The sequence below is a fragment of the Streptomyces flavochromogenes genome (assembly GCF_000717595.1).
Classification (GTDB): Bacteria; Actinomycetota; Actinomycetes; order Streptomycetales; family Streptomycetaceae; genus Streptomyces; species Streptomyces flavochromogenes.
On record NZ_JNZO01000017.1, the window covers coordinates 41537 to 55850 of the forward strand.

Consider the following 14314-nt stretch of genomic DNA (forward strand, 5'->3'; position numbering starts at 1 on the left):
GGCAAGCGAGGGGAGCGCGTCGGGTGCGTTTCAAGCGGGGCCTACCGTGGCCCTGCTTCAGCCGACGCGCTTTCCAAGTACGAGAATTCGGGTGCGCATGGCAATGACCCTCCCTCTCAGCCCTCGCCACTGTCAAGTGGGTGGGACGGGCGTCTCATTATTTGAGCGAAACGGGGGACGGTTTCCGACACGGACGGACACCGCTCCGGGCAGCGGGTACTCGTCCCGTACGAGCGCCCTGCGCAGCCGGTACTCGTCGAGCGGGCCCGAGAAGGCCATGCCCTGGGCGTGGCCGCAGCCCATCGCCCGCAGGGCGATGACCTGCTCCGGTACGTCGACGCCCTCGGCGACGGTCTGCATCCCCAGCTCGTCGGCGATACGGAGCACCCCACGGGTGATCTTGCGGAGCCGGGCCGACTCGACGACGCCCTCGACGAGGCCCCGGTCCAGCTTCAGTATGTCGACGGGAAGCCTGCGGAGAGCGTTGATCGCCACATGTCCGCTGCCGAATCCGTCGAGCGCGATCCGCACCCCCAGGCGGCGCAGGGTGACCAGGCGCTGCTCCAGCTCGTCGAGCGGGATGCGGGGGTCGCTGTCGGCGAGTTCCACGATCAGCGAACCGGACGGCAGCCCGTGCCGGGTCAGCAGGGACTCGATCGAACCGAGCGGCAGCGAGCGGTCCAGGAGGCGGCGGGCGGAGAGCCGGATGGACACGGGGGCACGGTGGCCGATTCCCGCACGCTCGGCGGCCTGCTCGACGGCCTCTTCGAGCAGCCAGCGGCCGAGCTCGGCGGTGCGCTCGCTGTCGTCGGTCACCCGGAGGTACTCGGCGGGGGTGAAGAGGATGCCCTGGGCCGACCGCCAGCGCGCCTGGGCGCTGACGGCGGAGATCCGGCCGGTGGCGAGGTCGACGACCGGCTGGTGGAGCAGGGCGAACTCGCCTTCGTGGAGGGCGGTGCGCAGCCGGGCGGCCAGTTCCGTCCTGCGGACCACCTCGGCCTGCATCTGGGGCGCGTAGAGCTCGACGCGGTCCTTGCCGGCCGCCTTGGCGCGGTACATGGCGAGGTCGGCGTTGCGCAGGAGGTCGCCGGCCTCGATGCCGGGCTCGGCGAAGGCGACGCCGATGGAGGCGGCGACCCGCACCTCGTTGTCCCCGTCGACGCGGTAGGGACGGGAGAGGGTGAGACGGAGCCGGTCGGCGATCTCCTGGACCTGCTTCTGGCGGGCCGCCTGGTCGCGTCCGCCGTCGCCGAGGATGAGGGCGGCGAACTCGTCTCCGCCGAGCCGGGCGGCGGTGTCCCCGGCGCGTACGGAGTCGTGGAGGCGGCGGGCGGCCTGGACGAGGAGGTCGTCGCCCGCCTGGTGGCCGAGGCGGTCGTTGACGGCCTTGAAGCCGTCGAGGTCGATGAAGAGCACGGGGGTGCCGGGGTCGGTGGCCCGGCGGCCGCTGAGGGCCTGCCGGACCCGCCGGGTGAAGAGCGCCCGGTTGGGCAGGTCGGTGAGCGGATCATGCTCGGCGTTGTGCTGCAGCTGGGCCTGGAGCCGGACGCGTTCGGTGACGTCCCGGCTGTTGAAGATCAGTCCGCCCTGGTGCCGGTTGACCGTGGACTCGACGTTCAGCCAGTCGCCGCGGCCCGATCGGAAGCGGCACTCGATCCGGGTGGTGGGCTCCTCGGCGGGCGAGACGGCCAGAAAGCGCCGCACCTCGTGGACGACCGCGCCGAGGTCCTCGGGATGGATGAGCGAGGCCAGCTCGGAGCCGATCAGCTCCTCGGCGTCCCGTCCGTACACCCCGGAGGCGGCCGGGCTGACGTAGCGGAGGATCCCGGTCGGCGCGGCGATCATGATGACGTCGCTCGAGCCCTGCACGAGGGACCTGAAGTGGTTCTCCTTATGGGCCAGTTCATGGGTCAGGGCGATGTTGTCGAGCAGCATGATGCCCTGCCGTACGACGAGGGCGAGGACCACCGTGCAGCCGGTGAGGACGACGACGCGGTCGACCCTGCGCCCTTCCACGACGTTGTACAGGATGCCGAGGGTGCAGACCGCGGCGGCGAGGTAGGGCGTGAGGGCGGCGAGCGAGCCGGCGACCGGACGACTGTGCAGCCACTGCCCACGCGCGGTGGTGACGCTGTCCGGGATGCGGCGCGCGCCCCAGGGCGCGTAGGCGAGCAGCAGGGAGCCCGCGAACCAGCCCGCGTCGAGCAGCTGGCCCGAGGCGTAGTTCTCGCGCAGCAGCGGCGAGGTGAACAGGGCGTCGCACAGCACGGTCAGAGCGAGGGCGGCGATCGCGGTGTTGGTCGCCGAACGGTTCGCCTGCGAGCGCCGGAAGTGCAGCACCAGGACCATGCTCACCAGGACGATGTCGAGCAACGGGTACGCGAGTGACAGTGCCGCCTGGGCGACCGGCTCGTTCTGGAAGTGGGCGGTACGGGCGAGCGCGAGGCTCCACGAGAGCGTGAGCAGCGAGCCCCCGATGAGCCAGGCGTCGAGCGCGAGGCAGACCCAGCCGGCCCGGGTGACGGGCTTCTTGGCCAGGACGAGCAGGCCGACGATGGCCGGCGGAGCGAAGAGTAAGAAGAAGAGGTCGGCGATGGAGGAGTCGGGCACCTCGGTGCGGAGCACGACCTCGTACCACCCCCACACGGCGTTGCCCGCGGAGGCCATGAACGAGGAGAACGCGAAGAGCAGCCAGGCGGGGCGTGCGCTGCCGCGGTGGGCGCGCCCGTAGAGGAAGCAGGAGACCGCGGCGGTGAGGGCGGCGGCGCTGAGTCCGAAGTCGCCCATGAAGAGCGCGAGTTCGGGTGATCCCCAGCCGAGCGAGGCGCCGGTCGTGTAACCCGCGCAGATCACCACCAGGGCGATCTGCGCGGAAAGCGAGCCGATGCCGGGGCGCCCGGGGTCCGGATGTCCGGAGTCGCCTCCGCCGCCGACGGGGCGCCGCGCGAGGACCGCCCCGGGCGCGCTCACCGGTCCCTCCGGCTCCGCGCCACCGCACCCGGCCGCGTCGTGCGGGCGCGCCGACGGCTCGTCGGCGCCGCCGGGAGCGTGCCCGTCGCAGTCGTGGGGGCCGGCGTGGTCCCGTACGACCGGGACGGCCCGCTCCGGTACGGCGCCCTGGTTCCGCACGGCAGGGGCGACCTGCTCCGGCGCGACACCCGGCCTCCGTACGGCAGGGGCGGCCCGCTCCGGCGCGGCGGCGCCGGAGGCCTCACAGGCGCCGTATGGCGTGAAGTCGCCATGAGGCGCGTGGCTGCCGTCCGCCGCGGGGGCGCGGGGGGCCGGGGCCGTGGCGTCGCCGGGGCGAGTGGCCGTGCCCGGTGGTTCGGCACCGTGGCCCTCGGCTCGGCGGTCCGGTCCGGAGCGCGGTCCGGCGCCCGCCCCGGGGGCCGGATCGGTGTCCGACCCGACCTCCGGTGGCTCGTCGGCGCGGGGCGCGCGGTGCGGCGCGGCCTGGTCCGGCACGGAACGCGCGAGGCCGGTGGCGAGGGGCTGAAGGCTCGCCGTCGGCGGCGGCGCCGCGTCGGATCGTCGATCCTCCGGCCGTGCTTCACCCGTCGCCCCCCTCGGAATCTGATGACCCGTCACTTCGCTCCCCAGCGTCAGCCCGTACTCGACGCAGTCCCCCCGCTCCGGGACGATACACCAGTACGGTCACTCAGGGACAGGGTCGCAGTACTCTCCGTGACGGTCGGGGGCTTGCAGGCGGCGCGTGTCGGGGGCGCGTACCACCCGACCGGCCCAGCTCGGCCGCTCAGCCGGTGGTGAGCAGGACGTTGGCCTGCTCCTCCCCCGCCACGAACCGCCGCAGCTGCCCCGCGATCAGCCGCTTCGCCCTCGGCATGAAGGCCGAAGTGGAACCTCCGACGTGGGGGCTGATCAGGACACCGGGAGCGTGCCACAACGGATGCCCGGCCGGCAGCGGTTCCGGGTCGGTGACATCGAGTGCCGCCGTGATCCGGCCGGTCTCGACCTCCTTGAGCAGGGCCGCGGTGTCGACGACCGGCCCTCGGGCGACGTTCACGAGGAGTGCCCCGTCCTTCATCCGGCCGAGGAACCCGGCGTCCGCGAGATGCCTGGTCGCGGGCGTGAGCGGGGTGGAGAGGACGACCACATCGGCATCCGGAAGCAGCGTGGGCAGCTCCGTCAGGGGATGGACCTCGCCGCGCGCTGTGGTGCGCGCGGAGCGTGCGACGCGCGACACCCGCGCGCACTCGAAGGGCGCGAGCCGGTCCTCGATGGCGGCGCCGATCGATCCGTACCCGACGATCAGGACGGACTTGTCGGCGAGGGCCGGGTAGAAGCCGGCCCGCCACTCCTCGGCGTCCTGGCCGCGCACGAAGCCGGGGATGCCACGCAGCGAGGCCAGGATCAGCGCGAGCGTGAGCTCGGCGGTGCTGGCCTCGTGGACGCCCTTCGCGTTGCAGACGGCGACGCCCGGGGGCAGCGAGTCGATGCCGGGGGTGACGTGGTCGATGCCCGCAGACAGGGTCTGCACCACCCGCAGCGAGGTCATGGCGGCCAGCGGCCGTACGGCGATCTCGGAGCCCTTCATGTACGGGACGACGTAGAAGGCGCAGTGCGCCGGGTCCGCCGGGAACTCCGGTCCTCCGTCCCAGAAGCGGTAGTTCAGGCCCGACGCGCCCGGTTCGGGGAGATCTTCGATCTCGTCCGAGGGAATCGGAAGCCACACGTCAGCGGCGGTGTTCTCGAATCTCATGAACGGGAGGCTATGCGAAGAATCCCGTGCGTCATTGGTTACTTTGGGGGACGGCACAGGGAGGGGTACCGGCAGGTGGAGCGCAGGACTATCGGGGCGACGGCGCTCGACGTGGGTGCGATCGGCCTGGGGTGCATGCCGATGAGCTGGGCGTACAGCCGTTCGGAACAGCGAGGGGACCGCTCGCTGCGGACCGTGCACGCGGCGCTGGACGCCGGGGTGAGCCTGCTCGACACCGCCGACATGTACGGCCCGTTCACCAACGAGCTTCTGGTGGGGCGGGTGTTGAAGGAGCGACGGGCGGACGCCTTCGTCTCGACGAAGTGCGGACTGCTCGTCGGCGACGGCGGCGAGCGCCGGCACGTGGTCGCCAACGGCAGGCCGGGGTACGTCCGCCGGGCCTGCGACGCCTCCCTGCGGCGGCTCCAGACCGATGTGATCGACCTGTACCAGCTGCACCGGGCGGACCCCGAGGTGCCGGTCGAGGAGACCTGGGGAGCGATGGCCGAGCTGGTCTCGGCCGGCAAGGTGCGGGCGCTCGGGCTGTGCGCCGTGGGCAGCCGCTCGGCCCGCCGGGGCGCGACCGGTGTCAGCCGTGACGGCTATGAGGGAACGATCCGCCAACTGGAGCGGATCCAGCAGGTGTTCCCGGTGGCGGCGGTGGAGGCCGAGCTGTCGGTGTGGTCCCAGGAGGCGCTGGTGCGGCTGCTGCCGTGGTGCGCGGCGCGGGGTGTCGGATTCCTGGCGGCCATGCCGCTGGGGAACGGCTTCCTGACCGGGACGCTGACCCCGGGCGGCGGCTTCGAGCCGGACGATCCGCGGGCCCGGCACCCCCGGTTCACGGCGGAGATGATGGCGGCGAACCAGCCGCTGGTGGCGGGTCTGCGGCGGGTGGCCGCGCGGCACGGGGCGGAGGTCACCCCGGCGCAGGTGGCGCTCGCCTGGGTGCTCGGCCGGGGGCGGCACGTCGTGCCCGTGCCGGGGGCGAAGCGGGAGTGCTGGGCCGTGGAGAACGCCCGGGCGGCCCGGCTGCGGCTGACGGCGGCGGACCTGGCGGAGGTCGCGGCCCTTCCGGCGGCCCGGGGGTCCTGGGACTGAGGGTCGCCCGGGTCGCGGGACCGCGGGACACGGTGGTCGCGGCGGTCGGGAACCTGATCGCGCCGGGCGGTGTATCAAGGGTGAAGGGATGCCGCTCGACTCGTCGAAGGGGACCGTGCCATGAGCCGTCCTGCAGTTGTGAAGGCCCTGTGGGGCGCCGCCGTGCTGGTCCTGGTGGCGGGCTGCTCCTCAGGGGGTACGGAGGATCGGCCGGGTACGGCTCCGCCGACGTCGGCATCGGCATCGGCATCGGCCACCGCATCGGCGAGCCCGTCCGGGTCCGCCACCGCTCCCGCCGGCGGGCGGGTGGCGGTGACGGGCACGCTCACCGAGGGGCTGGAGTCGCCCTGGGGGCTCGCCGAGCTGCCCGACGGGGATCTGCTGGTCTCCTCGCGGGACGAGCGGACGATCACCAGGGTCGACGGACGGACCGGGGCGAAGACCTCGCTCGGCGAGGTGCCGGGGGTGGTGCCGGGCGGTGAGGGCGGGCTGATGGGCCTCGCCGTGCGGGACGGCTGGGTGTACGCGTATCTGACCGCGGAGACGGACAACCGCATCGTCCGCATGCGGTACGGCGGCGCGGAGGGCGACCGGCTCGGCGCGCCGCAGCCGGTGCTGACCGGCATCCCGAAGGGGATCGTGCACAACGGCGGACGGATCGCGTTCGGCCCGGACCGGATGCTGTACGCGGGGACGGGCGAGACGGGCCGGACCGGTCTGGCCCAGGACCGGGAGTCGCTCGGCGGGAAGATCCTCCGGATGACACCGGAGGGCAGGCCCGCGCCCGGCAATCCGTTCCCCGGGTCGGTGGTCTATTCGTACGGGCACCGCAATGTGCAGGGCATCGCCTGGGACGACGAGGGTCGCCTGTGGGCGGCCGAGTTCGGGCAGAACACCTGGGACGAGCTGAATCTGGTGGAGCCGGGGAAGAACTACGGCTGGCCGGAGGCCGAGGGGCAGGCCGGGAAGGCCGGGTTCGTGGACCCGGTGGCCCAGTGGCCGACCTCGGAGGCCTCCCCCAGCGGGATCGCGTACGCGCGGGGCGCGATCTGGATGGCCGGGCTCAGAGGCGAGCGGCTGTGGCGGATCCCGCTCTCCGGGGCGGAACGCTCCGGGGACCCCGAGGCGTTCCTCTCGGAGGAGTACGGACGTCTGCGCACGGTCCTCGCGGGGGGCGGCGGGCGGCTCTGGCTGGTGACCAGCGAAACCGACGGCCGGGGTACGCCCGGGCCCGGGGACGACAGGGTTCTCCGGCTGGAGGTGAGCTGAAGGAGCTGGTGACCGTGTTCGACCCGTTGGCGGAGCTGTTCGCGCCCGGCCGCAGGCACACCGAGGAGGAGCTCCGCAGGCAGGCGCTGACCAGGGAGGACCCGGGTGACGCCGACCCGTCTCGGGGGCCGATAGACCTCACCTCGGGCCGTGTGACGATACGGGCCGCCCGCCGCCCGGCGGCGGGGGGCGCGGCGGCCGGGGACGCGGCTGAGGGGGGCGGGGCGGTCGACGGGGGGCCCGGTGGGTCAGAGGGGCGTGTCGACGAGGTGGAGGCGGTGGGCCAGGGCGGCGGCCTCGCCCCGGCCGGCGACGCCGAGCTTGGCGAGGATGTTGGAGACGTGGACGCTGGCCGTCTTGGGTGAGATGAAGAGTTCCCCGGCGATCTGACGGTTGGTACGGCCGGTCGCGACGAGCCGCAGGACGTCCTGCTCACGGGGGGTGAGGCCGAAAGTGTCGTCCCCCGGCTCTGCGGGTGCCGGGGCCTGCCTCTCCTCGGTCAGGGAGAGCCGGGCGCGGGCGGCGAGGAGTTCCACGTCCTCGCGGAGCGGGCGGGCGCCGAGTCGGACCGCGGTGGCGTGGGCCTGCCGGAGCAGGGCCGCGGCCTCCTCGCGGCGGCCGCCCTCGACGAGCAGGGCGTCGGCGAGGCGGTGGCGGGCGCGGGCCAGCTGGTGGGGGCGTTCGAGCGGTTCGTAGGCGGCGACGACCTCGGCCCAGCGGGCGGCGGTCTCTCGGCCCTCGGCGCGGGCGATCTCCTCGGAGACCTGCCGGGAGTAGGCCTCCCAGAGGGGGGCCGGGGTGGCGAGGCGGCGGACGCTGCGGCGGACGACGGCGAGCGCCTCGGCGCGGCCCTCGTCGGCGGCGGGCAGTCCCCGGCTGTCGGCCTCGGCGGTGATCGCCGCGAGGACGAGGGGCCATCCGTAGCGGTGGGTGCCGGGCGGGAAGCCCGCCTTCTCGGCGGCGGCCAGCTGGCTCCGGACCTCCTCGACGCGTCCCTCGGCGGCGGCCACCGCGATCTCGATCTGCGCCATGGGCAGGACGTACTGGGGGATCGTGTCGCGGCTGCCGTAGGCGGCGCGGGCGTCGGCGAGATGGCGGCACGCCGCGACGAGTTCACCGCGGGCGACGGCGACCTGGGCGAGGCGGAGGGAGGCCGAGCCGCGGGGCTTGCTGCTGGTGGCCGAGCGGAGCAGCCGCCCGGCGATCTCCCCGATCTCGTCCCAGCTGCCGAGGGAGAAGAGGGACTCGGCCCGGTTGGCCTCGACCCAGCCGACGCTGTCGACGAGTCCGTAGGAGCGGGCGACACGGATGCCGGTGTCGGCGAGTTCCACGGCCTCCGCCGAGCGGCCGAGGGACTCCAGGGCGGAGGAGATGTTGATGTGGGCGCGGGCGGTCTCGGTGAACTGGCCGAGGGCCGCGGTGCGTTCCCGTACCGCGTGCATCTCCTTGAGGCCGGCCTCGACGTCGCCGGCCGCGGTCATGAGAGTGCCGAGGGTGAGCCGGGCGTTGAGTTCGATCGACTCGGCCTTGACGAGCCGGGCGTACTCGACGGCGCGTTCGGCGGCGGCGAGGGCGTCGGGTCCGGGGTTGCGGAGCATGCCCCATCCGGCGGCGCCGACGAGGACCACGGCGTGGACGGCGGACGGCGGGAGGCCCTTGACGAGTTCCTGGGCGCGTGCGATCTCCTCCCAGCCGTCGCCGCGGCCGAGGTTGGACTGGAGGCGGGCGCGCTCGGTCCAGAACCAGGCGGCGCGCAGGGGGTCGCCCGCCTCGGTGTCGTCGAGGAGGCGCAGCGCCGTCTTGCAGATCTTCAGTGCGCGTTCGCGGTCACCGCTGAGCCGGGCGGCGACCGCGGCCTCGGCGAGCAGGTCGAGGTAGCTGAGCGCGGCGGTCTCGGGATCGCAGCCGCAGGCCGGGTAGGCCTCGGCGTAGTCCATGGGCCGGAGCGAGCCGCGGATCTCGGCGGGGGCCTCGTCCCAGAGCTCCATGGCCCGTTCGAGGAGGCGGAGTTGCTCGGCGTAGGCGTGGCGCTTGCGGGTCGCGACGGAGGCGCCGAGGACGGCGGGCAGGGCCTTGGACGGGTCGTGCGCGTGGTACCAGTAGGTGGCCAGCCGGTTGGCGCGCTCGTCGGCCCGGACGAGCCCGGGGTCGGCCTCCAGGGCTTCGGCGTAGCGCCGGTTGAGGCGGGAGCGTTCGCCGGGGAGCAGGTCGTCGCTGACGGCCTCGCGGACCAGGGAGTGACGGAAGCGGTAGCCGTCGCCGTCGGGGACGGCGAGCAGGAGGTTGGCGCCGACGGCGGCCCGCAGGGCCTCGATGAGTTCGTCCTCGGTGAGCCGGGCGACGGCGGCGAGCAGTCCGTACTCGACGGTGGAGCCGCCCTCGGCGACGATCCTGGCGATCCGCTGGGCGTCCTCGGGGAGCGTCTCGACCCGGACGAGCAGGAGATCGCGCAGGGAGTCGCTGAGCTGCCCCGCGGCGCAGCCGGCCTCGTGGGAGACGATGAGTTCCTCGACGAAGAAGGCGTTGCCGTCGGAGCGTTCGAAGACCTCCTCGACGAGGCCGGGGTCGGGCTCGGCGGCGAGGATCCCGGTGAGCTGGCGGTGGACCTCGGTGCGGGTGAAGCGGGCGAGTTCGATGCGGCGGATGGTGCGGAGCCGGTCGAGTTCGGCGAGGAGGGGGCGCAGCGGGTGGCGGCGGTGGATGTCGTCGGCGCGGTAGCTGGCGACGACCACGATGCGGCCGCGGCGCAGCGTGCGGAGGAGGTAGGTGAGGAGGTGCCGGGTGGAGGCGTCGGCCCAGTGCAGGTCTTCCAGGACGAGCACGATCGTGCGGTCGGCGGCGAGCCGTTCCAGGAGCCGTACGGTCAGTTCGAAGAGGCGGGCGGTGGAGTCCTCGTCCGAGGACTCGTGGCTGCCGGGGTCGCCCAGTTCGGGGAGCAGCCGTGCGAGCTCCGCCTGCTGGCCGTCGGCCGCCGCGGCGAGCTCTTCGGGGAGGCGGCGGCGGAGCGAGCGCAGTGCGGTGGCGAAGGGGGCGAAGGGCAGGCCGTCGGCGCCGAGCTCGACGCAGCCGCCGAGGGCGACGACGGCGCCCTGTTCGCAGGCCGTGCCGAGGAACTCCTCGATGAGCCGGGTCTTGCCGACCCCCGCCTCGCCGCCGATGAGCAGGGCCTGGGGCTCCCCCGCGGTCGCGCGGGAGAGCGCCTCGGTGAGGGCGGTGAGTTCGCCGGCGCGGCCGACGAACACGGGACTGACTGACCTGGTCTCCACGGCGCCGAGCATCGCACAGCCGTCCACGCCATCGCTCATACGGGGGTCACGCGGCCCGGACGAAGCGACCCCGTCCGCCGTCGCTCACCCGCCCCTCCGTTTCCTTGTTCCCGCTCCGGCGGCCGAGGCGGCGCAGGCCCCGGGCGGAGCCGACCGTCTCGGCGGCCTCGTGGGACAGTCGCTGGGCGGCGGCCTCACGGACGAGCTGGGCGTGGTTCATGCGGTGGAGTTCGTACTCGAACATCGGGTGCTCCCTGGTTCTTCTCTGTGTCGGTATCGCTCCTTGCGATGCCTCTACTGTGGTTTCCCAGGGGGTGCGGCCACATCGGGCGTGTGCCGCATGTTCGGGGTACGGGGGTCCTTAGGCGGGTCCTGGGGGGACTTAGGCGTCGCCCCCGGCTGCCTTAGGCATGGGTCAGGATCCGGCGGTCGGCAGGCTGAGGAACAGGTCGAAGTAGGTACCGACCGACAGGAGCAGCCCCAGGCCGCCGAGGACGGCGCCGGCGACGGCGACCGAGCGGACCCAGGCGGGGCGCCCCGGGAGGACGAGCACGAGGACGGCGACGAGCAGGGCGATCAGCGCGAAGACGCCGTTGACCAGGGCGGTGCTGTGCCAGGCGTCGCCGTAGATCTCGGAGATCTGCTGGGCCGGGGTGCCGGAGCCGGAGGTCTTGATCTGCCCGAGGAGGGTCTCGCGCTCGGAGACGACCTTGCCGGTCCAGGTGCCGGTGAGCGCGACGGCGCCGAGGGCGGCGGAGACCACGGCCGCGGCGGCGCCGCCGACGCCGGCGGAGGCGGGAGCCGCCGCCTCGGCGAACAGCTCGTCGTCCTCGTCGTCCTCGGCCTCGCCCGCGGCCCCGTCCGCGTCGAGCGGCGCGGTGGCCGGTTCGGCGTCCTGCTTGTCGAGCGCGACCGCGGTCGTCTCCTCGACGGGCGCGGCCGCCTCGGCGGCGTCCGCGCTCTCGCCGGTCTTCTCTGTCGTCGTCTTCGTGTCCATGCGCGGCACGCTAGGCGCCCCGTATGAGAACCGTATGAGGAAAGCGGGTTACGAGGCCTTCGCCGCGCGCCACTCCGGGGCGAGGACGGCCCAGACCTCGGTGTCGGCGCGGACGCCGCGGTGCGGGTAGTTCTCCCGCAGCACGCCCTCGCGGGTCATGCCCAGGCGGCGGGCGACGGCGATGCTCGGCCCGTTCTTCGCGGAGGCGTGCCACTCGACGCGGTGGATGCCGCGCTCCTCGATCGCCCAGTCGATGATGACCCGGCAGGCGCGGGTGATCAGGCCCTTCCCGGCCGCGGAGGGCTCCAGCCAGCAACCGGCCTCGGCGGTGCCGTAGGCGACGTCGAAGGTCCGGAAGAGGACGCCGCCGACGAGCGTGCCCCCGGTCCAGATGCCGTAGATGCGCCCGGTGTCGTTCGCGGCCTTCTCGGCGTACGAGCCGAGGAAGGAGCGGGCGGAGTCGATGTCCGCCACGACGTCGGCGAGGACGATGTGCTCGCCGACGAACTCGCGTCCGCGGTCCATGTGGGCGAGGAACTCCTCGGCCTTCGAGGGCTCCAGGGGCCTCAGCTCGGCACCGTCGTCACCCAGCGATATCGCGAACATCGTCGTTCCTCTCCTCCACGGCCGAAACCGCGGTCGCCGTCACAGCCGTTCCGCGCTGAGCGGGTATTTTCCCACGCGCGTCGGCGACCTCGCGGCACTCGGGCGTTTCGATGCTGATCCGGGGCAGGAGGCGGTCGAGCCACTTGGGCAGCCACCAGTTCGCCCCGCCGAGCAGGTGCATGAGGGCGGGGACGAGAAGCGTCCGCAGCACGAAGGCGTCGAGGGCGACGGCCGCCGCGAGCGCGATGCCGAACATCGCGATGACCCGGTCGCCGGAGAGGACGAAGGCGAGGAAGACCGCGATCATGATCACCGCGGCGGAGTTGATGACGCGGCTGGTCTCGGCGAGGCCGACCCGGACCGCCCGCCGGTTGTCGCCGGTCTCCAGCCACTCCTCGTACATCCGGCTGACCAGGAAGACCTGGTAGTCCATGGAGAGTCCGAAGAGGACCGAGACCATGATCACCGGCAGGAAGGGTTCGATCGGCCCGGCGCTGCCGAGGCCGAGGAGCTCGCTCCCCCAGCCCCACTGGAAGATCGCCACGACGACACCGAAGGCACCGGCGACGGCGGCGACGTTCATCACGGCGGCCTTGAGCGGGATGCCGATGGAGCGGAAGGCGAGCAGGAGCAGCAGACAGCCCAGCGCGATGACGACACCGACGAAGAGCGGCAGCTTGCCGATGATGATCTCGGCGAAGTCGTCGTACGAGGCGGTGACGCCGCCCACGTGCACATCGAGCGAGGTGCCGCTCTCGGCCGGCGGGAGGACGTCCGTGCGGAGCCGGTCGACGAGCTCGCTGGTGGCCTTGGACTGGGGCGAGGAGTCGGGGACGACGATGAGGACGGCGGTGTCGCCGGAGCTGTTGTACGTGACCGGGGAGACGGACGCCACGCCCTTGGTGGCGGACAGGGCGGCCGGCAGCTGGTCGAGGGCGACCCGGTCGTCGGCGCCGTCGAGCCCGGCGACCAGGGTGAGGGGCCCGTTCACGCCGGGGCCGAAGCCGTCGGCGATCAGGTCGTACGCCTGCCGCGTGGTCGCGGTGGCCGGGCCGTTGCCCTGGTCGGAGGTGCCCAGGTGGAGCGAGAGGGTGGGCAGCGCGAGGACGCCCATGACGACGGCGGCGACGATCCCGAGGAGCTTGGGGTGCCGCTCGACGAAGGCGGACCAGCGGGCGGCGAAGCCGGTGGGCAGCTCGGGCTGCGGCCCGTGCTCGGCGAGCGTCCGGCGTTCGCGCCGGGACAGCGCCCGCATGCCGATGAGGGAGAGAAGCGCCGGCAGGAGGGTGACGGAGGCCGCCACCGTGAGGACGACGGTGAGGGAGGCGGCGATGGCGACGCCGTTGAGGAAGCTGAGCCGCAGGATCAGCATGCCGAGGAGGGCGATGCAGACGGTGGCTCCGGCGAAGACGACGGCGCGGCCGGTGGTGGCGACGGCGGTCTCGGCGGCCTCGGCGACGGAGAGCCCGCGTTTCAGGCCTCTGCGGTGCCGGGTGACGATGAAGAGGGCGTAGTCGATGCCGACGCCGAGGCCGACGAGCATGCCGAGCATGGGGGCGAAGTCGGCGACGGTCATCAGATGGCCGAGGAGCACGATCCCGGAGTAGGCGATGCCGACGCTGACGAGCGCGGTCGCGATGGGGAGCGCGGAGGCGGCGAGAGAGCCGAAGGCGAGGAAGAGGACGACGGCCGCGACGGCGACGCCGACGACTTCGGCGATGTGTCCGCCGGGGGCTTCGGTGAGGGCGACGGCGCTGCCGCCGAGTTCGACGGCGAGTCCGTCGGCTTCGTTCGCGGCGGCCTTGGCGGTGTCGACGAGAGCCCGGGCCTGCGCCTCGGGGATGTCGTCGGCCTGCTCGTGGAAGGTGACGGTGGCGTAGGCGGTGTGCCCGTCCTCGCTGACCTGGCCCCGGGTGTCGCCGTACGGGGAGGTCACGGTGGCGATGCCGGGGAGTTCGGCGACCTGGTCGAGCATGGCGGTCATGCGACGCTCGACGCCGTCGGCGCGGACGCTGCCCTTGTCGGTGTGCCAGACGATGGTGTCGCTGTCACCGCCGAGGCCGTGGAAGCCGCGCTCCAGGAGGGCGGTCGCACGGCCGGACTCGGTTCCGGGGACCTCGTAGTCGTTGGAGTACGAGCTGCCGGCGGCGACTGCCGCGGTGCCGACCCCGCCGAGGGCGACGAGCCACAGCAGGACGGCGACGAGGCGGTGCTTGATGCACCACCGTGCGATGGCTGCCAAAGGACGTGCTCCCTGGGTGGTTCGAGGATCTTCAGCGGGAACAGCCCGAAAAAGAACGCTTGACCTACGTGCGCCCACTGTGGCAGCCAAACGTGATCGTTTGCCCGTTTCGTGTC

Annotated in this window: 10 protein-coding genes; 3 read left to right on the forward strand and 7 right to left on the reverse strand. The window is 73.3% G+C overall.

Annotated features, from left to right (window positions below; all coding sequences use genetic code 11):
* Nucleotides 1-132: 132 nt before the first annotated feature.
* Both IF00_RS0121235 and IF00_RS0121240 read right to left on the reverse strand, forming a co-directional pair.
* Entirely contained in the window at nucleotides 133-2970 is a 2838-nt protein-coding gene (locus IF00_RS0121235) for a putative bifunctional diguanylate cyclase/phosphodiesterase (protein WP_030320319.1), read from the reverse strand.
* Between the two features lie 784 nt (nucleotides 2971-3754).
* On the reverse strand, nucleotides 3755-4720 hold the full coding sequence (locus IF00_RS0121240; RefSeq protein WP_030320321.1) for a 2-hydroxyacid dehydrogenase: 966 nt from the start codon (nucleotides 4718-4720) through the stop codon (nucleotides 3755-3757).
* A 75-nt stretch (nucleotides 4721-4795) separates the two neighbouring features.
* Between IF00_RS0121240 and IF00_RS0121245 the strand changes: the two genes are divergently transcribed.
* The 3 genes from IF00_RS0121245 (at nucleotide 4796) to IF00_RS47085 (ending at nucleotide 7452) form a co-directional block, all read left to right on the forward strand.
* Nucleotides 4796-5818 (forward strand): aldo/keto reductase, encoded by a 1023-nt coding sequence (locus IF00_RS0121245; protein WP_030320323.1) that lies wholly within the window; start codon nucleotides 4796-4798, stop codon nucleotides 5816-5818.
* Between the two features lie 120 nt (nucleotides 5819-5938).
* Complete coding sequence (locus IF00_RS0121250; protein WP_030320325.1) at nucleotides 5939-7087, forward strand: PQQ-dependent sugar dehydrogenase; 1149 nt, start codon at nucleotides 5939-5941, stop codon at nucleotides 7085-7087.
* A gap of 14 nt (nucleotides 7088-7101) precedes the next feature.
* Nucleotides 7102-7452, forward strand: a complete 351-nt coding sequence (locus tag IF00_RS47085; RefSeq protein WP_245234603.1) for a DUF6191 domain-containing protein — start codon at nucleotides 7102-7104, stop codon at nucleotides 7450-7452.
* Here the strand turns inward: IF00_RS47085 and IF00_RS0121260 are convergent.
* From IF00_RS0121260 to IF00_RS0121280, 5 genes are all read right to left on the reverse strand, one after another.
* Nucleotides 7336-10392, reverse strand: coding sequence for a helix-turn-helix transcriptional regulator (locus IF00_RS0121260; protein ID WP_030320328.1), 3057 nt, complete (start codon nucleotides 10390-10392; stop codon nucleotides 7336-7338). The two genes, IF00_RS47085 and IF00_RS0121260, sit on opposite strands and share 117 nt — an antisense overlap.
* A gap of 7 nt (nucleotides 10393-10399) precedes the next feature.
* Nucleotides 10400-10597 (reverse strand): hypothetical protein, encoded by a 198-nt coding sequence (locus IF00_RS0121265; protein ID WP_030320330.1) that lies wholly within the window; start codon nucleotides 10595-10597, stop codon nucleotides 10400-10402.
* 171 nt (nucleotides 10598-10768) lie between these two features.
* The gene (locus IF00_RS0121270; RefSeq protein ID WP_030320331.1) at nucleotides 10769-11350 is read right to left on the reverse strand and encodes a hypothetical protein; all 582 of its coding nucleotides are present in this window, start codon (nucleotides 11348-11350) and stop codon (nucleotides 10769-10771) included.
* A gap of 48 nt (nucleotides 11351-11398) precedes the next feature.
* Nucleotides 11399-11956: a GNAT family N-acetyltransferase gene (locus IF00_RS0121275; RefSeq protein ID WP_030320332.1), complete on the reverse strand. Its 558-nt coding sequence runs from the start codon at nucleotides 11954-11956 to the stop codon at nucleotides 11399-11401.
* Nucleotides 11934-14198: an MMPL family transporter gene (locus IF00_RS0121280; protein WP_030320333.1), complete on the reverse strand. Its 2265-nt coding sequence runs from the start codon at nucleotides 14196-14198 to the stop codon at nucleotides 11934-11936. The genes IF00_RS0121275 and IF00_RS0121280 overlap by 23 nt, the downstream gene beginning before the upstream one ends.
* Between the last annotated feature and the right edge of the window lie 116 nt (nucleotides 14199-14314).